Annotated in this window: 15 protein-coding genes; 2 read left to right on the top strand and 13 right to left on the bottom strand. The window is 63.3% G+C overall.

Annotation, left to right across the window (positions count from 1 at the left end):
* Positions 1 to 3: 3 nt before the first annotated feature.
* The 8 genes from IRI77_RS08475 to IRI77_RS08510 all read right to left on the bottom strand — a co-directional run bounded on the left by IRI77_RS08475 (position 4) and on the right by IRI77_RS08510 (position 10,156).
* Positions 4 to 1,353 (bottom strand): CpaF family protein, encoded by a 1,350-nt coding sequence (locus IRI77_RS08475; RefSeq protein WP_194451639.1) that lies wholly within the window; start codon positions 1,351 to 1,353, stop codon positions 4 to 6.
* 97 nt (positions 1,354 to 1,450) lie between these two features.
* Positions 1,451 to 2,593, bottom strand: coding sequence for an AAA family ATPase (locus IRI77_RS08480; protein WP_194451640.1), 1,143 nt, complete (start codon positions 2,591 to 2,593; stop codon positions 1,451 to 1,453).
* Positions 2,594 to 2,702: 109 nt separating this feature from the next.
* Positions 2,703 to 4,109 (bottom strand): type II and III secretion system protein family protein, encoded by a 1,407-nt coding sequence (locus IRI77_RS08485; protein ID WP_194451641.1) that lies wholly within the window; start codon positions 4,107 to 4,109, stop codon positions 2,703 to 2,705.
* A 5-nt stretch (positions 4,110 to 4,114) separates the two neighbouring features.
* Entirely contained in the window at positions 4,115 to 5,053 is a 939-nt protein-coding gene (gene cpaB, locus IRI77_RS08490) for a Flp pilus assembly protein CpaB (protein WP_194451642.1), read from the bottom strand.
* 217 nt (positions 5,054 to 5,270) lie between these two features.
* A complete protein-coding gene (locus tag IRI77_RS08495; RefSeq protein ID WP_194451643.1) occupies positions 5,271 to 5,537 on the bottom strand; it encodes a hypothetical protein in 267 nt (88 codons plus the stop codon).
* Positions 5,534 to 7,174, bottom strand: a complete 1,641-nt coding sequence (locus IRI77_RS08500; protein WP_194451644.1) for a hypothetical protein — start codon at positions 7,172 to 7,174, stop codon at positions 5,534 to 5,536. Before IRI77_RS08500 ends, IRI77_RS08495 begins: the two co-directional genes overlap by 4 nt.
* Before the next feature lie 86 nt (positions 7,175 to 7,260).
* Complete coding sequence (locus IRI77_RS08505) at positions 7,261 to 8,820, bottom strand: hypothetical protein (protein WP_194451645.1); 1,560 nt, start codon at positions 8,818 to 8,820, stop codon at positions 7,261 to 7,263.
* Between the two features lie 85 nt (positions 8,821 to 8,905).
* Complete coding sequence (locus IRI77_RS08510) at positions 8,906 to 10,156, bottom strand: MgtC/SapB family protein (RefSeq protein WP_194451646.1); 1,251 nt, start codon at positions 10,154 to 10,156, stop codon at positions 8,906 to 8,908.
* A gap of 68 nt (positions 10,157 to 10,224) precedes the next feature.
* Here IRI77_RS08510 and IRI77_RS08515 point away from each other — a divergent pair, with 68 nt between their 5' ends.
* Positions 10,225 to 10,659, top strand: a complete 435-nt coding sequence (locus IRI77_RS08515) for an LIC_13387 family protein (RefSeq protein ID WP_407674038.1) — start codon at positions 10,225 to 10,227, stop codon at positions 10,657 to 10,659.
* Positions 10,660 to 10,683: 24 nt separating this feature from the next.
* Here IRI77_RS08515 and IRI77_RS08520 read toward each other — a convergent pair whose 3' ends face one another.
* The 3 genes from IRI77_RS08520 to IRI77_RS08530 all read right to left on the bottom strand — a co-directional run bounded on the left by IRI77_RS08520 (position 10,684) and on the right by IRI77_RS08530 (position 15,063).
* Positions 10,684 to 11,058 (bottom strand): hypothetical protein, encoded by a 375-nt coding sequence (locus IRI77_RS08520; RefSeq protein ID WP_194451648.1) that lies wholly within the window; start codon positions 11,056 to 11,058, stop codon positions 10,684 to 10,686.
* Positions 11,059 to 11,155: 97 nt separating this feature from the next.
* Entirely contained in the window at positions 11,156 to 14,410 is a 3,255-nt protein-coding gene (locus IRI77_RS08525; protein ID WP_194451649.1) for an FtsX-like permease family protein, read from the bottom strand.
* Positions 14,407 to 15,063, bottom strand: coding sequence for an ABC transporter ATP-binding protein (locus tag IRI77_RS08530; protein WP_194451650.1), 657 nt, complete (start codon positions 15,061 to 15,063; stop codon positions 14,407 to 14,409). Before IRI77_RS08530 ends, IRI77_RS08525 begins: the two co-directional genes overlap by 4 nt.
* 552 nt (positions 15,064 to 15,615) lie before the next feature.
* On the opposite strand from IRI77_RS08530, the gene IRI77_RS08535 reads away from it, so the two are divergent.
* Positions 15,616 to 15,771, top strand: a complete 156-nt coding sequence (locus tag IRI77_RS08535) for a hypothetical protein (protein WP_194451651.1) — start codon at positions 15,616 to 15,618, stop codon at positions 15,769 to 15,771.
* On the opposite strand, the gene IRI77_RS08540 is transcribed toward IRI77_RS08535, so the two are convergent.
* Entirely contained in the window at positions 15,772 to 17,184 is a 1,413-nt protein-coding gene (locus IRI77_RS08540; RefSeq protein WP_194451652.1) for a DUF1501 domain-containing protein, read from the bottom strand.
* Positions 17,181 to 20,240 (bottom strand): DUF1553 domain-containing protein, encoded by a 3,060-nt coding sequence (locus tag IRI77_RS08545; RefSeq protein WP_194451653.1) that lies wholly within the window; start codon positions 20,238 to 20,240, stop codon positions 17,181 to 17,183. Before IRI77_RS08545 ends, IRI77_RS08540 begins: the two co-directional genes overlap by 4 nt.
* Positions 20,241 to 20,244: the final 4 nt, after the last annotated feature.

Here is a 20,244-nt window from a genome sequence, read left to right on the forward strand (position 1 = left end):
TCCTCAGATCTCCACTACTTCGTCGAACAGGTCAGGCCGCAGGCGAATGCCGGCCGCCAGCAGCTTCTCGTAGAACTTCGGCCGGATGCCGGTCGCCGCAAAGCGGCCCAGCACGCGTCCCTCGGGCGACAGTCCGCGTTTTTCAAAGACGAAGATGTCCTGCAGCGTCACGACTTCGCCTTCCATGCCCGTCACCTCGGTAATGTTCGTCACCCGGCGCGAACCATCGCTCAAGCGCGCCGCCTGCACCAGAACGTGCACGGCGCTGGCGATCTGCTGGCGGATGGAGAGCAGCTGCATGCTGGCGTTGGCCAGCGAAACCATCACTTCCAGACGGCTGATGCCGTCGCGAGGTGAATTGGCGTGGATGGTGGTCAACGATCCGTCGTGGCCCGTGTTCATGGCCTGCAACATGTCCAGCGCTTCCGCGCCGCGGACTTCGCCAACGACGATCCGGTCCGGACGCATACGCAAGCTGTTGATCAACAACTCGCGCTGGCGGACCGCGCCGTGGCCTTCCAGGTTCGGCGGACGCGTTTCGAGGCGGGCCACGTGCGGCTGCTTCAGCTGCAGTTCGGCCGCGTCCTCAATCGTAATGATGCGTTCCTTGGGATTGATGAAGAAAGAGAGCGCGTTGAGCAGGGTCGTCTTACCGGCGCCCGTACCACCAATGATGATGATGTTCAGGTGGGCCTTTACGGCCGCTTCCAGCAGCTCCATCATGCCGCGAGTCAGCGCCTTCTTCTCCACCAGGTCAGCCGGCATCAGCTTGTCCTGGGAAAAGCGGCGGATGGACATCAGCGGCCCGTCCAGTGCCAGCGGCGGAATAATCGCGTTGACGCGGCTGCCGTCCAGCAGGCGGGCGTCGACCATCGGCGTCGATTCGTCAACGCGGCGGCCCACCTGGCTGACAATCTTGTCAATGATGCGCAGCAGGTGCTGGTCGTCGCGGAAGGTGACGCTGGTCAACTCCAGCAGGCCCTTGCGTTCCACATAGACCTGCTTGCTGCCGTTCACCAGGATGTCCGAGATGGTCGGATCCTGCAGCAGCGGTTCCAGCGGGCCCAGTCCGAAAACTTCGTCCAGGACCTCTTCGCAGATCTGCTGCTTCTCCAGCGCGCTCAGCAGCGTCGGTTCGCTGTCGATCAGCGAGATCAGCGCCGAGCGAACCTCACCCCTCACCCGCTGGTTGTCGATTGTCGCCAGCGCTTCGAGGTTGATCTTGTCCAGCAGCTTCCGATGCAGGGTGAACTTGAGTTCCTGATACTCCGGCTTCAACGACGATTTGGGCTTCCCGGCATTCTTCAGAAGCCGTTGTTCCCAGGAGATCGGCTGAGCCGGTTTTTGATCCATCGTCGGAATCATGCTGGTCCTCTAAGATTCTTTCCGGGCAGCGTCTGCTGCCTACTCCTAATAGATCGGCCACCCTCGCAAAAAACTTGAGAGGCCATTACCCCTCCGACAGCGCCGGCTTCGTTTCCATTACTCCGGAGCCGGTCTTCTTGTCGCTCTGCCCCAGGCCCGCGATACGAGCCGAGAGCTGTTCAATGCTCCGGCCCAGGTCACAATCGGCCGGCAGCGGTTCAGCCCGCGTCACCACTTTGTGCAAAGCATAGTAGTCGTTCGGAAACGACGCGAACACCGAGCACGTGAAGATCTTCTCCATGTCCGCGGTCGAGATGTCGGCCTTCCGGTTCACCCGGTTGACCACCATCTGAAACCGGTCCTTGCCGTAGCCCAACTGGCCCAGCATGGCGACGGCGCGCCGGGCAAGGTGCAGGCTGGGCAGCTCCGAAGTCGAGACGAGATACGATTGATCCGCCTCCGACAGCACAAACAGGCTCAGCCGGTGGAATACCGTGGGCAAGTCCACCACCACCCAGTCGTAGAGCATGCGGGCATACTCCAGGACGTCGTGCAGACGGCTGAACTCGATCGAATCCGACATGGCCGTATCCGGCGCCGCCAACACATCCAACCCACCTGCGTTCACTACAAACGAGGACCAGAGACCCGGATCCAACTGCTCAGACCGTTCCAGGGCATCCATCAGCGAGTACGTCGGATTCACCTTCAACGCAAACGCAATCGACCCGCTCAGGATGTCGAAGTCCGCCAGCAGCACCCGCTTCCCGGTCATCCGCTTCAGGCAGTATGCCGTCTGCGTGGCCAGCGTCGAGGCCCCGGATCCAGGCTTCGCCGACGAGAACGTGATCACCTTTCCGAAGTCCTGCTTGGAGTGGCCCTCAGGCTCCCGCATGCGGCAGATCCGCGCCGTTGCTTCCTTCTGCGCCGCCACGTCGAACGGCTCATACAGGAACTCACAAGCCCCTGCCCGCAGGCTCTGAATCAGCACCTGGGGATCGTTGTCGTTGTGGACCCCGATCACCTGAATCGCCGGCTGGAAACCAGCGATGAACCGCATCAGCCGGAGCGCCACATTCAGATCTGTGGCGACATCCAGCAACACGACCTCAGGTTGTATCTGCCTCAACCGGATCTCCAGCGTCTGCTCCATCGGATAGCTCTTCAGCTCCGACAGAACCTCGAAAACCCTGGATTCGGCAAGCGACAACTGAAGGCGTCGGGCCATCTCGCGGTCCTCTGCTATGAGCAGAGCCGTCAATGATGGCTCTCGAACTGTGCCACGGCCCTTCATGCGATCTCCAACATGTGTGTTTGTACGCGTCTCGGCCGCGGTGTTACTTAACTGGTGCGGTCCGCTTCATCGCATCCTTCTGGATCTGGGCCGGATCACCCTTGATGATCTTCGCGCCCGAACCGGTGTTGGACGATTGCGGCATACCGTTCGGCAACATCATCGGATTCAGGAAGCCGCCCGGCAGGCTCGGCATCAGTTTCTGATCCGCCGCGTTAAGCGGTTCCACAAACTCAGGCGTCACCAGCACAATCAGTTCCGTCTTCTGGCGGTTCTCATTGCGGCTCTTGAACAGCTGCCCCAGCAGCGGGATGTTGGCCAGGCCCGGCATCTTGGCAAATACTTCATTGGTGCGGTCATCCACCAGCCCGCCAATGATGAAGCTCTGCCCGGGTCCGAGTTCGATCGTCGATTCCACACGGCGAGTCGCCAAGGCGGGAATCACGAATCCGCTCACCGACACGGCGTTCGCCAGGTCGATGGTGGAAACCTCAGGCTTCACGTACATCTTCAGCGTGCCGTTCTCGGTCAGCGTCGGATTGAACGTCAACCGGATGCCATACTCGCGGAACTGGATCGTCACCGCGCCCGAATTCGCGCCGCCCTGCAGCACCGGAACCGGGAACTCGCCGCCCACCAGGAAGCTGGCTTCCTTGCCGTTGCTCGTAATGAGATTGGGCTCGGCCAGGATCTGGAGCATGCCCTGCTGTTGCAGCAGTTTCACAAACGCGGCCAGGTTCAGGTCCGGCCGGAACGCGAAGACGTTGAGCGCGTCCGTAATGCTGAACGAATTCTCCCCACCGATCGAGTTCGCCTTGATTGAGCCAAACTGGCCCGTGCCGACGCTGCCCACCGTATTCAGGGCGCCCAGCGACGTAAGGTTCACCGCGAACTGATTGGAGTAGTTCCGGTTCAACTCGGCAAACTTCACCCGCAGCATCACCTGCTTCTCAATCGGCCCGGCCTTCACCCTCAAATTGTTCACCACGCTCTTGGCCATCGGGGTGATATAGGCCACAAGCCGGTCGACCACAAGCTGGCTCGACACTGTACCCGTGATCGAGATGGTGTCCTTGGCGCTGGCTACCTGGATGTCTTCCTTCGGGAACGCATCGCGGATCAGCTTTCGTGCCGGCTCCAGATTCTGCTCCACATTGATGTTGTAGAAGTTGCGCTGTCCCGACTTCGCCCAGATCACCAGCGTCGCGGCGCCAAGACCCTTGGCGTGCAGCAGGATCTCCCGCGTGGAAACAGGCACGTAGTCCACTACTTCCGGATTCGACGTCGAGATCCGGTTCACATCCTCCGGGTAGTCGATGACCACGCTCTTGCCCAACGTGACGCGGATGTCTTCCGCCCCACCCTGCGCGTGCAGAGCCTGTGCTCCGGATACCACGATAATGGCCAGCCCAACGGCCAGGCCAAGCGCGAGTTTGACGATTCGTTTCATGGCGCTTACTGGTTCCTTCCGGCGTCGTCGTTCGATTTCTTGCTGGCTACGTTCTCGACTCTCTTGTCGATGCCGCGAATCGTAATGATCTGGTCAGGCACAGGAGCCGGTGGCGGAGCGGCCACGGGCGTGGCGGCCACGGCCACGGGCTGCGGCCGGGGCCGGGGCCGCCTGGCCACCAGTCCATCCGGATCGTCCGAGTTCTGCCCATTCCCGCCACCTGTCATCCGGCTGTGGCTGCCATATAGGGTCGAAAGGCTCAGCCCTTCCGTCTTCTCGATGTTCTGGTCGCCGCCGTTGCGCAGCACCAGTTGGATGCGGCCTTCATTGCCGGCCAGCGTCAACAACTCAGCCTGCTGCGGCGTCACCAGCACGGTCACGTTCGGCGCGTCCACCGGCTTGCCCGACTGGTCGGTCTGCATCATCTGGCCCGATGACAGCACCAGGATGTTCTGCAGCACCGTCTTCGTCACCGTCGTCCCATTGCCCGGCGGATGGCCCGTGATCAGCACGTCCACGCGCATTCCAGGCAGCACGTAACCCGCCACGCCCACCACGTCGTTGACGCGAACCGTCACGGCTCGCATACCGACGGGGATGATCGGCGCCAGGCCTACGCCGCTGCCGCGCTGCGCCAGGCGGCCTTCGCTGATCGGCTCTTCAGCCAGGATCGAGGACACCACCGGACGGTCCAGCACGTCTTCCGGCTTGCTGAACGCACCCTTGGGGAACGCCTGCACTGGTACCTTGATCACCTTCACGTCCGCCGTCTTCACGGTGAGGCCCACCGGCAGCGGCCGCGCGGCGATTACCATATCTCGCAGGTCGCTGACCTCCTGCTTCTTTGGGCCGTTGGCCCGCGAGGTCATCTGGTAAAAGATGCTGCTGACAACCAGAGCAAACACCAGACTCACCCCGAGTACTGTTAGAAACCTGCGATCCATTTTCTTGCCTCCTGATCCATGGCCTTGACCGTCGCCGGTATAAGGCGCTTTGCCATCCAATTTCGATGTCCAGCCCCGTGGGCCGTGGATCGTGTCTCCACTCCACCGCGTTGCACCATCGATAGGCCCGCGGAGTTAAGCTGCCGGACTCCACTTCCGGCTCGCCTCCACAGTGCCAGCGGGCAGCCTGTACCACCGGCCGCCTCCATCGCCTTCATCACATACGCCTCCGGGAACGTCCGCTCCGCGCATACTCGGAGCGCCGCTCTCTGACAGGCTCCAGCGGTCCGGGCAACAATGGCCCCGCCGCAAAGCCCGTCGCCAGCGCGAAGGAGATCAAATCCTCGCCTGAGGGCAGCCGCCATTCGCAGTCCGCCGCCATGCCGCGAGCCACTACATTCGCCAGTGGTGCTTCCATCTCCAAACGGGATATCGCCGTGCCGGGGGTCATCAACGTCTCCTGTGCATCTTTCGGCTGTCTCAAGGATTTTCATTAGCCCCCGCATCCGTGTTTTCAATCCTGGCCCGGGCCTCTCCGACCCCCTCCGCCGCACGCCGCCGGAACACGATCGCCTTGCCGTCGTCTTCCACCACCTGCCACTCGCCCGATTCCTTCAAAACCGTCGCCAGCGGCGATTTCACCTTCAGCAGGGCCGCCGTGAAGCCGTACTTCCGCATCACGTCCCGCCAGCGGTATTCCCCGGCCATCATCTGCGCGTATTCCTTCGTCAGCGCCTCGCCGTAAAAGTCACTGCGCCCGTCGAAGAACACCTTTTGCTGCGGATAGAACTTGTAGATCAGGTAGTCCGCCCATTGGTCTTCCGTCGCCACCCGCGACGTCTTCAGCAGGTCCGCGTGCCGCGCCGCCATCTTGGTCGGAAACCGGAAGCTCGGAAAATCCGTCGGCCAAGGGATCGGCAGAATCGGCAAGGCAATCAAAATAAAGGGGATCACTGCCCAGACGCTGGTCCGTTGCAGGCCCGGCTGCGCCTCGCGCGCCAAACCCTGCAGAATCCCCAACGTCGACTTCTTCCCTGCTCCGCTGGTCCAGGCCATCCAGGCTCCCTGGATCTCATCGGCCAGAAACGGCAAAGCCAGGGCTACAAAAATGGGAATATGCCGGGCCGACACTAAGGAGGAGTGCGCCCAGAACAGGATCAGCAGCGGCCCGACGAACTGCTTCCGCCGTAAGGCCCACCCGGCCCCCACCAGCGAGGCCAGCATGATCAGCTCGAACTGCGACATGTTCTCTGACCGGAAGCTCGGCGACTGGAACTCGCTCACCATATCCTTGATCCAGCCGACGCTCAGGTACTCCGCCATGTGGGCATGCAGCCGCCACCCATACGGGTTCAGCAGCGACGCCCCCACACAGGCCGCAGCCAGCAGAAGATAGCGCTTTACCGTCGCCCATTGCGCCGTTCCGAACCACGCCTCCAGCGCCGTCCCCACCGCCACCAATCCCAGAATCGAGATCAGCGCCAGCCACCCGCCATGCAGATTCGTCCACACGGCCGTCACCGGCACCAGCGCCCAGATCCACTTCGTCGGCTTCTTCAGATCCGCCTGGATCAGCCAACTGCACCCTGCCACCAGCAGCAGCGTCCAAAGATGCGGACGCGCCAGCAGATGCACCGTGGCCGACCCGAAGCCCATCAAGGCAAGCGGTAATGCAATGAAAACATTAGCCCCACGCCACACCATGTGGCGGAAAATCAACCCGCAGAACAAAGCCGAACAGAGGATGCCGAACAGCAGCACGCCTTTCATCCCCGCCGCCGAATGCATCAGCGAGAACAGAATGTCCGACAGCCACTCCCACGCAAACCACGCCTGGCCCGGCTTTGTGAACGAGAAAATGTCGCCGCTGACAAACTGGCGGTGCTGCAGGATCCAATCCCCGGTCCGGATGTGCCAGCCCGTGTCGCCATCAAAGAGCAACAGGCCCGTGCCGCCGTCCGCCAACCCGAAGAACCAGAACGGCAGCGACACAAACAGCAGGTCGAACAGCGAGGGCCACAGCCACCGCGCCAGGCCGCCCTTTTCCATCGCACCGATCCCGGTTCCCGGCACGGGCAGCGCCGCGCTCTGTCCCGCCATGGGATTGCTGGAAGTGGCCATGTGACCGCGAGATCCTCCTGAGGCTGGGACCTGAGAGGTCCCTCAGGTTTAGATCGGCGCGGAGAGCGGAAACAATTAGCCCACGGCTACTTCCTGGGCAGAAAGAATAGGGCCTTCTTGTCCTCGTCCGCCAGCCGCCATTCCGGCGCCTGGTTCAGGACGCTCGCCAGCGGACTCCGCCGGTCCACTAGAAATGCCGTAAACCCATACTTCTGGGTGAGTTGCCTCCAGTTGTAAGGGGCATTCAGCAGATTGCAGTAATCCCGCGCCAGCTTCTCGCCATAGAAGTCGCCGCGCCCATCCACAAACACCTTCTGCCGCGGAGACGACCGGTAGATCAGATAGTCCGCCCATTGATCCGAGGTAAACACCCGCGCCCGCGCCAGCTCCTCCCGGTGCCGCTCCACCATCTGGATCGGGAACGACTCCGCCGTCAGGTTGTCCGGCCACCGGATGGGCGCCCACGGAACCGCCAGAAACGGCAGCACGGCCCATGCACTCGCCCGTGCGATCGCCGGCTGCGCATCGCTGGCCATCCCCCGCAGAATCCCCGCCATCGACTTCTTCCCCGCCCCGCTAGTCCAATCCCGCCACAGCCGGCCCAGTTCCTCCGCCACCGCGGGCAGCGCCAGCGTCAGGAACAGGGGAATATGCCGCGCCGAGACCAGGCTCGAGTGAGCCCAGAAGAGAATCAGTACGGGCCCCACCAGTTCCTTGCGCCGCACCATCCGGCTCACCGCCAGCAGCGAGCCCAGCAGCACCAGCTCGAACATCATCATGTTCTCTGAGCGGAACACCGGAGACTTGAACTCGTTCGTCAGCTCCTTCACCCACGCCGCGTTCAGGTACTCCAGGACATGCGCATGCAGGTGCCACGAGTACGGATTCACCAGCGACGCCGCCAGGCACGCGCCCGCCAGCCCGGTATACCGCCACACCGTCTTCCATTGCGCGGCACCCAGCAGGGTCTCGGCCGCCTTCGCCGCCGCCACCAGCCCCAACACTGCCACCAGGGCCAGCCAGCCGCCGTGCAGATTCGTCCAGAGCACGGTCAACGGCACCAGCAGCCAGATCCGCCGGCCCGGACTCTTCAGATCCCGCTGGATCAGCCACCCCGACAGTGCCAGCAGCACCATCGTCCAGACATGCGGACGCGCCAGCAGGTGGACGCTCGCCGCTCCAAAGCCCAGCATCGCCAGTGGAAACGCGATGAAGATGTTGGCGCCCCGCCACACCATCTGCCGGAACAGCAGCGCCAGGTACACGGACGACAGCGCAATCGTCAGCAGCACCAGCCCCTTCATCCCCAGGGCCGAGTGCAGCCCCGAATACAGCACGTCGCTCAGCCACTCCCACGCAAACCAGGGCTGCCCGGCCTTGCTGAACGAGAACAGGTCCTCGCGCACAAACTGCTTGTGTTGCAGGATCCAGTCGCCCGTGCGGATGTGCCAGCCCGTATCACCGTCCGACAGCAGGGACGACGCCACATCACCCGAGAGTCCGAAGAACCACAGCGGCAGCGCCACCACGATCACGTCGAACAGCGACGGCCAGAGCCAGCGCCGCCAGGCGGAGACCCTCGCGGCCGGCATCGGCGCGCTGAGCGTGCCCGAGTCATGACCAGGTGTCGAAATGTAAGTGGACATGGCGGGGCGCTCGTCTTCGCGGACCGCATCCGGCGCCCGCTATCTATCCAGATCGGCGCCCGGCCCGCAAACGTTTAGCCTGCCATCACCATTGCACCAGCCACACCGCCGCTCCGGTCACGTACATGGCGGCAAAGCCGATCGCCACGCGCAGCCCAAAGGCGCGTCCGCCGCTCGAATAGGCCACCACCGCCTTGAAGATCGCATTGGCCGTCAACGAGATCAGGACGCCCGCCACCGCCAGCCACGACGCCGTCTGTCCATCCCGCAGCAGGCCGCTCAAGGTGAAAGCGATCGCATCCACATCCACCGAACCGCCAATCGCGCTCGATGCCAGCAAGCCCGAAGTGCCAAACTCCGTCGTCATCCCCCGAGCCACCAGCCGCACCAGGGCAAACAGCACGCCGAACTGGATCGCCGGCAGCAGCCGCAGCGGGTTGCTCAGCTTCACCGCATCCGGAGCCGGCACCGACGGAGCCGTAATGCCCCGCCTCAACCAGTACGTCGCCGCCACTCCGGCCAGCGTCATCACGCTCAGCAGCGGGACACACGCCAGCGCCAGCGGACCTCCGGCCAGCCACAACAGCGCCGCCACTCGCGGAAACTGCACCGTATTCGCCAGTACCGTCGCCATGGCCAGGCTCCGGATTCTCTCCGGTTCCTCATGTGCCTGCCGAGCGAACGCAGTCGTCGCCGCCGTCGTCGACCCGATCCCGCCCAGCACCGCCGTCAGCGGCAGCCCCCGCTCCTCCCCCAGGAACTTCTGCAGGAAATACCCCAGGTAAGAGATCGAACAGACCAGAATGACGAAAATCCAAACCCGGCGCGGTTCAAAGAACGCGTACGGACCATAGCTCCCCTGAGGCAGCACCGGCAGGATCACGAAAATCACGGCCAGGAAGCGGAGTGTGTCGAAATACTCACCCTCCGTCAGCGATTCCAGGAAGAACTTGCGCAGCGGCTCCCGGGCATCCAGGAACAGCGCCAGGATCACGGTCAGCGCAATCGCCAGCTCAGACCCCCAACTCAGCCCCGGTGTCGCCGTCAGCACACACAACAGAAAGGTGACCACCGCCACGATCTCGGTCGTGATGCCCGTCCGGCCCGGGGTCTGGATCCGGAAAATCGCCACCAGCGCCGTAAACGCCAGCAGCGCCGTGCACGTCAGCCAAGGCACATTCAAGATGCCGCACACTCCGCCGGCCAACCCGATGCCGATGAAGTCCCGCAGCCCCGCGTGCCGCTCCTTCCGGTCAGTCTCCCGTTCGATGCCGACGATCAGTCCAATCAGCAGCGACTCCCCCATCGCGATCCAGGCCGGAGGTAGATGATCCATAGCTTCCGGCCCTATTCTGCCTCATCCTGGCTTGAAAATGCGACCCCTTCTGCTCTACCCTTGGTTCGATGCAAGCTCCACTGTCTCTTCGCGTTAGCGCCTGGGTACTGTTTGCCATGGGTTTGGCCCATACCCTTGGCCATATTGCGCTGCTCAAGCAGTGGCGCACACCGCCTGACCAGAAGACACACGTCCTGGTCACGACCATGAACACTTTCATGCTCGGCGACTATCCCATCGACCGCAGCATGACCAGTATTTATCTGGGCTTCAGCCTGTTCGTGGCCGCAACGCCGATGATGATGGCCGCGCTCGTCCTGGTGGCGTCCAAAGCGATGCAGGACGACCGCCCGAACCTCCGCCGCCTGACGCGCATCTATCTGTCCGGCCTGCTGGTGCTATCGGCCATCTCCATCAACTACTTCGTGTGGCCGCCCACCATCTTCCTGCTCACCGCTTTCGGCTTCGCCGCCTGGGCCATGGCCGGGCTGCGCAAGGCGTAGCCCAACGGAATCTCGTAACGGGACTTACTGTTCGCGAGGCAGCCTGCGCGCCTCTTCACTAGCCCGCCTGGCTTCTTCCCTGGCTCGACGCGCCGCTTCCCTCGTCTCCTGGCGCGCCTGCTGCGCGGCTTCCCGCACGGAATCCCGCACTTCCTTATGCGCCTTCTGCGCCTCGATCTTAGCCTCCCGCGCCGCCTTCGCCAGCTCTTCCTGTGCTTCCCGAGTCGACGAGTTCACTTCCCGCGCCGCGTCCCGCACTTCGTGCGCAGCCTCCCGCGCCGCCTGCCGAGCTTCCGTCGCAGCGTGCCGAAAATCTTCCCGCGCGTGCTGGCGGTCGTGCCGGGAGCAACCCCACACGCAGCCCAACAGCGGAACCATGAGGATAAGCAGGATCTTCACTCTCATCTCGCTCTTCTCTTTCATACGCACGGCCGGCCGGAATTGTTCGGCCCGAATTTACCCTAAACGCAATCCCAAAGGTACACTCCGGATTCTACTATTCCACCCGCAGCGAACCAACCATCGGCATCCGTACCGCCGCCCGCGCCGTCACCCACGCTCCGCCCAAACCGCCCCCAAAGACTACTACCAGCGCTCCAAACATTCCCAGCACCGGCCAGCCCGAGCCCTCCCCCGCCAGTGCCGGACCCACCGCCACCAGCGCACTCAGGAACCCCGCCAGCAAACCCGCCGCCAATACCGCACCCGTCTCCATCAGGATCATCCTCGACAACTGCCGCGGTTCATACCCCGCCGCCCGCAGCATCGCGAACTCCCGCCGCCGCTCCCACACATTGCGCATCATCACGACCCCCAATCCGGCCGTCCCAAGCAGCAAGCCCAGAGCCCCCAGCACCTGGAACGCGCTCAGGTACGTGTTCTCCACCCGGTGATACGCCGCCAGCCGCGCCCGCGCCGGTCGCACCGCAAAGCCATACCCGCTCAGCGCCTTCTCCAGCGGACCCGCCGCCTCCAGCGGACCCTGCAGCAGAAACACCCGCCAGCCCGTCACGTGCGGAAACAGCCTCACGAAGTTCTTCTCGCTGATCAACAACTCGCTCTGGAACACACTGCCCTGCAGCGCCGCCACCAGCCTCAACCTCAACGGAGGAGCCCCCTCCCGCGCCACCTCCACCTCATCCCCTACCTTCTTATGCAGCACGTACGCCAGCGAATTCTGGTCCACAATCGCCGGAATCGTCCCGCCATTCATCTGTGATTCCAGCAACAGCCAGGGATTCGCCTGCGTCTCGGCCGATTCGCCCGTCGACGCCGTAAACTGAAATCCGTTCGCTTGCAGGAAACTCACCGGCACGCCCAGGATCCGCGGATCCTTCGGAATGTACAGATTCAATCCGCTCACGTCATCGCCCGGCCGCAGCCGGAAGCGCGCCCACTTCAGCGGCCCCGCCGCCTGCAGCCCCAACTGCTGGACGCCCTGCCTCGTCCCCCCGTCGTACACCAGCGGAGCCTGCGACTCCGCATACAGCGCATACCCGCCCGTCCCCTCCAGCGTCTCTTTCTGCCGGAACGACTCCATCGCCACCAGCAGGAACGCACACGGCGCAATCAACGCCAGGCTCAGCACCGTCCGCCTGCGCCGCCACGACAGGTTCCGCAACGCCAGCCGGAACAACGCGCGCTTTCCGGGAATCGCCACCAACGACGGATAAGGCTGCCGCAGCAGCCAGTCCATCCAGATCACCAACGATGCCAGCAGGCTGGCGCCCGCCGCGAAAAACCCGGCCCGCGACGCAATCGTGCGCAATAGCGAGAGCCCGATCAGCCCGAATGCCAGCAGCAGCGTCGCCCAGCCCACCAGCCTCAGCCACCCCGGAGCGCCCTGCTCCGCCGTCTCCTCAATATGGAACGCCTTCGGAGCCAGGCCTTCCCAGTTGCGCATCGACATCCAGACACCCAGCGCCGCCGCCAGCGCCCCGGCCAGTGCGCCCTCCGTCAGCAGCCGCCCGTGCAGGCTCAAATGCAGAAACTGCGTGCCCACCGCGCCATTCCACCAGTTCCGCAAACCAATCAGGATCCCGGCCGCATAGAGGGGCGCCAGCACCACACCGGCCACCACGCCCGCCCCCACCACCACCAACCCTTCCACTTCGAACAGGCCCCGTAGCGAATCCGGCGGAAACCCCAGCGCCAGCAGCAGCCCGGTCTCCCGGTCCCGATGCTCCACCCCCAGCCGCAGGATCAGCACCATCACCAGAATCGCCGCGAACACTAGGAAGCAACTGAAATAGGCAAAATACTCGCCAAAGTCGGTCGACCCCGCCGCCGCCTCCAGGCTCTGGCGCCGCACCGCCTGAATCGTAAACAACCCGGCCAGCGGATCGATCTCCGACCGCAGCAGGTTCCGCAATTGCGGCTCGTCCTGCATAAACCGCACCGACGTGTACGACCCGAACCGCGTCCCCCACAACTTCCGCCCGGCCTCCAGCGGGATCCACGCCTTCGGTGTCGTCCGGAACAGATCCCAATACATCTGGTCGCGCGGCCGGATGCGCCGGACGTCCATCGCAAACGGGGCCGCCCACTTCGCCATCAGCTTCTGGTCGGTGAAGCCGGGCATCGGCGGCACAAAGTCCCTGTCCGCCGCCAGCCCCACCATCGGGACGATGCCGGCCAGCTCGAACTCCGCCTTCGTCTGCCTCGGAGCCCAATTCGACTCGCCGGCCGCGAACTCCAGCGTCACCGTGTCCCCCTGTTTCACCCCCAGGTCCACAGCCGCCCAATCGTTGATCAGGATCGCCGGCTTCTTCGTCTTTGGCAAAGGCTTATCGTGATGGATCTCCGCCATCGAGGCATCATCCAGGGCCGCCACCACCGAATAGGGAATCGAATGTCCGCCCGCCGCGATCGTCCTCACCCACGACACCAGCGACGGCCGCGCCAGCACACCCAGCTCCTTCGCCGTATCGATCGCCCGGTCCGCCATCCGGTCGTCCAGGATCGTGCTCTCGTTCTCCAGCACCATCTCGTCCGTCGACGCGCGATGCCGCAGCCGCAACCCCACATCCTCCATCTGGAAACGGGACTTCAACCGCGCGGCCAGTTCGGTGCCGCCGCCCGACCCGGCCAGCAGCACCAGGTTCACCTCGTTCGGAACCCCCAGTTCATATTGGAGCCAGCCCAGGGGCACGAACACCGCGCGCACGACGCCCTGCTCCGCCTGCAACGAGAAATCGCCCAGGCTCTCCGGCTGCACCGCCTGCGCCACCTTCACCTGCAGCACCGACGCGGTGACGTCCTTTGTACCCTGCGGAGCCTCCCGCGGAATCGTCACGGGCTTCTCCACCAGCAGGGAGATCCCGACACCCGCCGCCGCGCCCAACTCAGCGGCCAGCGCCGGGCTCAGATAGGCTTCACCGCCCGCCGGCGCATGTCCAGCCCGCCCGTGGAACTGGTAGAAAGAGTCGTCGACCCCATACACCATCACGTTCGCGCCGCGCCCGGAGAGGCCCATCGACGCCCGGCCTTCCGCCGCCACCAGCCCGCAACTCCGCCACTCCGGCCGGAACAGCCCGGCCACCTGATGCCGGAAGTACCCTCGGGAAGTCAGCGCGTACTCCGTCGCCCCCAGCCGGTGCGTCACCAACGCTCGCAGACTCTGGCGCACGGAATGGCCTGTCAGCAGCGCGCCCGTGATCACAGCCGTGGCCGCCGCCGCGCCCAGCGCCGCCGCCAGGTGCGACCTCCGGTAGAACACCATCGATCGCCACAGGTACTTCAGCCGCGTCACAATCGGCCATCCGTCAACAGCACCCGCCGCGACAGCTTCGACGCAATCACCTGGTTGTGCGTCGCCAGCACCAGCGAGACGCCATATTCCTGGCGCAGCTTCTCCAGCAGCTCCGCCACCTCGTTCGCCGGAGCGCTATCCAGGCTCCCGGTGGGTTCGTCGCACAGCAGCAGCTTCGGCCCGCGCACCATCGCCCGCGCCACCGCCGCCCGCTGCTTCTCGCCCGCTGAAAGCCGGGCCGGCATCTCATTCAGCCGCCCGGCCAGCCCCGCCTCTTCCAACAGCTTCCGCGCCCGCTGCGGACCCATCGTGTCCTCCGGCCCGATCATCAGAGGCACCATCACGTTTTCCAACACCGTCAACTGCGGCAGCAGACAGTGGTCCTGGAACACGAAGCCCACCTGCTCATTCCGGAACTTCGCCTGCCCGGCATCGTCCAGGGCAAACGGGTCCACTCCGCCCACCTTCACCGTGCCGCTCGTCGGGCGGTCCAGCGTGCCCAGGATCTGCAGCAGTGTCGACTTCCCGCTACCCCCCGGACCCACCACCGCCACCCCTTCGCCGTCCCCTAACTCCAACGTCACGCCGCGCAGCACCTGCACCGCTCCACCCGGACTTTCGAAGGTTTTGGTCAGCTCTCGCACTTCGAGCATGAAGATCCTCGCCGCGGAATGGCCGCGTCATTCTGGCCAATACGCCGATTCGCTCCGCTTATGTTAGCGAACCCCCGGCGTCGCGCGCAGCCGCTTCACCGCTCCTGCGGCAAAAAGATGTCGCTCTTCACCTCGCCCCGCTCGAATACAATCTTGTCCGATTTCGGCGACCACGTCGGATACCGCAATAATCCGCCAGCGAGCCGTTCTCCGTCAGCCGCCTCGACTTCTTACTGCGCCGTGAAGTCCAGAATAGATTCCACACGCCGTCGCACAACCCTGTGTACGCAACCCGGGGCCCAGCCCGCCGGCCAGGCGTGCCCACCCTCAGTCGCAAGCCCACCTGGTAGATACTCGCCGTGCCCTGGTCGCCCTGGCTCACAAAGTGCAGAGTCCGGCTGCGGGTCGAATAGGACATCGCGCCCCCTCGCCCTCGACCGACCACAACTCCGGCCAGACGATCCGCGTGGCGCTCATAAAGAGGATGCGGCCATCCTCCGTCCAGATTGATGGGCCTCAGCCTCTAGTCATACGGGCAGCAGTTCCGCCCGCTTGGCCAGAATCCCCTGGCTGCAAATTGGGTTCGTCCGTCTCAATCACCAGCAAGCGGGCATCCTGCCCGGCACTCGCCCGGAGGACGGCCTGCTGGCCACTCGCCACTTCAGCCGGGTGTACGTGCTGGGCGATCGCGTCGCGTTCGAGCCCTAGCTACTTCAGGATCCCGTTCACCACCGAGGCTTTCTCTACGCCGGTGAGGCGTTGGTCCAGGCCCTGGTACTTGTAAGTAAAGGTTTCATGATTGATCCCGAACTGATGCAATAACGTGGCTTGCAAATCACGCACATGCACCGGATCCCGCACGATGTTGTAGCTGAACTCGTCCGTCTCGCCGTGCACCGTGCCGCCCTTGATCCCGCCGCCGGCCAGCCACAGGCTGAAGCACCTGGGATGGTGGTCGCGGCCGTAGTCCTTGTCCGTCAGCTTGCCCTGGGAGTAAATGGTGCGCCCGAATTCCCCGCCCCAGATCACCAGCGTGTCGTCCAGCATCCCGCGCTGCTTCAGATCCTGTACCAACGCGTACGAGGGCTGGTCGACATCCTTGCACTGCGAAGGGAGGACCTCCGGCAGGTTTCCGTGGACGTCCCACCCGCGGTGATAGATCTGCACAAACCGCACTCCGCGCTCCATCAGGCGGCGAGCCATCAGGACGCTGTTGGCAAACGTCCCGGGCTTCTTCGCGTCGTCCCCGTACAGCTTGTAAGTCGCTTCGCTCTCTTTACTTAGGTCAGTTAGTTCAGGTACGGACGACTGCATCCGGAACGCCATCTCGTACTGTTCGATACGGACCCGCGTTTCCGGATCGTGCAGCCGGTCGAACTCCATCTGGTTTAGCTGGCCCAGCCCGTCCAGCATCTTGCGCCGGACCTCCGGCGGCACCCCGTCCGGGTTATTGATGTACAAAACCGGGTCGCCAGCCGCGCGCAACGCCACACCGGAATACTGGCCCGACAGGAACCCCGAACTCCACAGCCGCGCCGAGATCGCCTGGACGTTCGCCTTTGGATTGGAATGGGTTGCGTTCAAAACGACAAATGTTGGCAAGTCCCGATTCATGCTGCCCAGGCCGTAGGCGATCCATGATCCAATACAGGGCTTGCCGGCGATCATAAACCCGGTCTGGATGAACGTCATCGCCGGTTCATGGTTGATCGCTTCGGTGTGCATCGACCGGATGATGGCGATGTCGTCCGCCATCTTGCCCATATACGGCAGCAGCTCACTGACATAAGCGCCGGACTGCCCGCACTGCTTGAAGTTGAATACCGACGGCGCGATGGGGAACCGGCTCTGGTTCGAAGTCATCGTGGTCAACCGCTGGCCCTGCCGGATGGAGTCCGGTAAGTCCTTATCGAACCACGACTTCATCGTCGGCTTGTAATCGAAAGTCTCCTGCTGCGGCGGAGCCCCCACCATATGCAGGTAGATGGCCCGCTTCACCTTCGGCGGGAAGTTCGGCAACTGCGGCTTGGCGGCATCGGCGCTGAGAAGCTGCTGCAATGCCAGCGCACCGAAACCCCGCGCGCCGCCGGCCAGCAACCGCCGTCGAGTGATCTCGTTCATTTCGTCAGCACCTCGTCCAGATTCATCAACTGGTTGGTCACCATCGTCAACGCGGCCAGCTCCACAACCGGCACCGCCGGATCGGCTTTGCTTGCGCCGACATGCACCAGCTTCGTAGCGTCCGCCGGCTTGGTGTCGTAATACTTTAAGAATTCCTTGTAAGATGCTTTGACTACAGCTATTTCATTGTTGCTGAATGGCCTGTCGAGCAGGTTCAGGGCGACGTAGCTCAGCTGCCGGTCGACATCCGACTTGGCGCTCTCCATGGCTCGAGTGGCCAGCGCCCGGGCCGCCTCCACAAACTGCGGATCATTCATCGTGACCAGCGCTTGGAGCGGCGTATTCGTCCGCTCGCGCCGGACCGTGCAGGTCTCCCGCGTCGGCGCGTTGAAGATCTCCATCGACGCCGGCGGGGCGCTGCGCTTCCAGAACGTATAGAGGCTGCGGCGGTACAGCTTATCGCCGCTATCCTCCTTATAATTCCTGGTGTTACTGCCGTCCATCGCAACCGCTTCCCAAACCCCGGAGGGCTGGTAAGGCCGCACGCTCGGACCGCCGATGGTCGGCGTCAGCAGCCCACTGGCCGCCAGCGCGTAGTCGCGAATCATCTCGCCTTCCATGCGATAGCGCGACCCGCGGGAGAGTAACCGGTTCTCCGGGTCCTTCTCCAGTTTCTCGGGTGTCGTCACCGCCGCCTGGCGGTAAGTCGAAGAGGTCACCAGGAGCTTGAAGAACTTCTTCACATCCCAGCCATTGTCGCGGAACTCCACCGCCATCCAGTCCAGCAAGGCCTGGTTGACCGGACCCTCGCCCTGCGACCCGAAGTCCTCTGCTGTCTTCACGATACCGTCGCCAAACAACTGCTGCCAGAAGCGGTTGACCGTCACCCGGGCAGTTAGAGGATTCTCGGGCGACATCAGCCACTCAGCCAACCCCAGCCGGTTGTGCGGCATGCTGCTGAGCATGGGCGGCAGCACCGACGGAGTATTGGCATCCACCTTGGCCCGCGGCTGATCGTACATCCCTCGATACAGGACATGTGCGAAGGGCTTCTGGTCGTTGCGCTCCTCCATGACCAGTGAGATCGCGTCACGCTTCCGGATCGCCCGGCGTTCCATGTCCAAATCGTGAAGCTCTTTCGATGCAGCCTGATACACAGTGTCTTCATTCAGGCGGTTGAACAGAGCGAGGGAGGCGGGTTCGCCGGGGTTCAAGAGGGAGGCCTCCTGCAGCGACAGTGCCTGGTTGAAGATGCGGAAATCGGCGATCGCGCCATCTTCATCCCGCTTCGGATTGCCCAGTTTCAGTGGGACATCTGCCTTAAAGCTTCCGTTGATGGTCGCGCCTGCATCTCGCTGTGTACCAATCTCTTTCTGATTCAGAAAGAAGCGCACTCCCAGCGCCGCGCCGGTTCCGTCATAGGCCATCACAAGGTGGTTCCAGGTGCCCGGAATCACCTGATCCAGGTGGCCGCCGCGAACCTCCATCGACTTCCCTTCATCCCCATAGAACCGCATACCCACCACACGTCCACTGACAAACAGCATCCAGCCGCGGTTCTTCTCTTTGGTATCCAATTGAGCAGCAATGGTATAGGTACTCTCGCCTTGCGGGTAGTAGAACCACGCGCTCAAGGTGAACGGATCCTTGACGTCGAGGGGCACCGGCGACAGTTCGAGCTGCGAGTTCGGCCCAAAGTGCAGGGCCGTCCGCCCCGGCCAGGGTGATCCTCCGAGCGACAAACCCTTTGCAAATGGCATGTTAATCGCAGCTCCTTCAGACTGCACTTGAATTGCGCCATTTGGCTCCACGGCCAGTCTTGCCTTGGAGGGACCCGGCTGAGCACTACCCGTCAACGCCTGCCGCCGGTTCGTCAACTGCTCGACCAACTGGGCTTCACGGCCTCGGATGGCATCCCAGCGCGGCCGGTCCTCTTCCTTCGGCACCACCACAATCGGCGGCGTATCCGAGATGTTGCCATCCATGATGTTCTGGGTGGTATTGCGGAAGAACGCGCCCAGGGCATAGAAGTCCTTGGAAGGAATGGGGTCGAACTTATGGTCGTGGCAGGTCGCGCAACCTACGGTCAGGCCTAGGTATACGGCTCCGATCGTGTCGGCCCGATCCTTGGCATAGATGGCATCGTACTCGTCAATGATGATGCCGGCCTCGTTCGTCGTCACGTTGCAGCGCTGGAAGCCGGTGGCGATCTTCTGCTCCAGGGTCGGATTCGGGAGCAGGTCGCCCGCCAACTGCTCCTTCGTGAAGCGGTCGAACGGCATGTTGGCGTTGAACGCCTGAATCACCCAATCGCGGTACGGCCAGATCTCACGGTAGTTGTCGATGTGGATTCCGTGGGTGTCCCCGTAGCGCGCCGCGTCCAGCCAATAACGGGCCCGGTGCTCGCCCCAACGAGGGCTTCCCAGATACTTATCTACTAATTTTTCGTATGCGTTAGGCGATGAATCTTCAACAAACGCTTCGACCTCCTCCGGTTTCGGAGGCAAGCCGGTGAGATCCAGCGCCAACCGCCGGATGAGGGTTCGCTTGTTGGCCTCCTGAGCCGGAGCCAGCCCCTGTGCTTCCAGTTTCGCTAACACGAATTGATCGATAGGGTTACGGACCCACCCGGTATTTTTGACCGCAGGCAGATCCACCTTGACGGGCGCGGAATAGGCCCAATGCTCTTTCCACTCGGCCCCCTGCTCGATCCAACGCTGCAGCGTTTCTTTCTGCTCCGCGGTTAAAGTCTTATGCGAGTATTCCGGCGGCATCCTCTTTGCAGCAATCGGGTTATTGATTCGCTGCAGAAGTAAACTCGCCTTTGGGTTCTTCGGAACGATCACCGTGCCGTTTTTGCGCTGCGAAAACGCCCCTTCGCGGGTGTCCAGGCGCAGTCCCGCCATACGCGTGGTCCGGTCGTTGCCGTGACAGTGGAAGCACGCGTCCGACAGGATCGGCCGCACCTCCTTCTGGAAGTCGACCGGCTTCGGCGGCGTAGCAGCATGGGCGCCGGCCGCCCAGAGCAGAGCGATAACGCAAACAGTGCGTGTCATGGAA

Source organism: Paludibaculum fermentans (genome assembly GCF_015277775.1).
Classification (GTDB): Bacteria; Acidobacteriota; Terriglobia; order Bryobacterales; family Bryobacteraceae; genus Paludibaculum; species Paludibaculum fermentans.

Coding starts and splice junctions, on each gene's coding strand:
- IRI77_RS08475 (WP_194451639.1), bottom strand. CDS start 1,353: ATGGATCAAAAACCGGCTCAGCCGATCTCCTGGGAACAACGGCTTCTG.
- IRI77_RS08480 (WP_194451640.1), bottom strand. CDS start 2,593: ATGGCCCGACGCCTTCAGTTGTCGCTTGCCGAATCCAGGGTTTTCGAG.
- IRI77_RS08485 (WP_194451641.1), bottom strand. CDS start 4,109: ATGAAACGAATCGTCAAACTCGCGCTTGGCCTGGCCGTTGGGCTGGCC.
- cpaB (WP_194451642.1), bottom strand. CDS start 5,053: ATGGATCGCAGGTTTCTAACAGTACTCGGGGTGAGTCTGGTGTTTGCT.
- IRI77_RS08500 (WP_194451644.1), bottom strand. CDS start 7,174: ATGGCCACTTCCAGCAATCCCATGGCGGGACAGAGCGCGGCGCTGCCC.
- IRI77_RS08505 (WP_194451645.1), bottom strand. CDS start 8,820: ATGTCCACTTACATTTCGACACCTGGTCATGACTCGGGCACGCTCAGC.
- IRI77_RS08510 (WP_194451646.1), bottom strand. CDS start 10,156: ATGGATCATCTACCTCCGGCCTGGATCGCGATGGGGGAGTCGCTGCTG.
- IRI77_RS08515 (WP_407674038.1), top strand. CDS start 10,225: ATGCAAGCTCCACTGTCTCTTCGCGTTAGCGCCTGGGTACTGTTTGCC.
- IRI77_RS08530 (WP_194451650.1), bottom strand. CDS start 15,063: ATGCTCGAAGTGCGAGAGCTGACCAAAACCTTCGAAAGTCCGGGTGGA.
- IRI77_RS08540 (WP_194451652.1), bottom strand. CDS start 17,184: ATGAACGAGATCACTCGACGGCGGTTGCTGGCCGGCGGCGCGCGGGGT.
- IRI77_RS08545 (WP_194451653.1), bottom strand. CDS start 20,240: ATGACACGCACTGTTTGCGTTATCGCTCTGCTCTGGGCGGCCGGCGCC.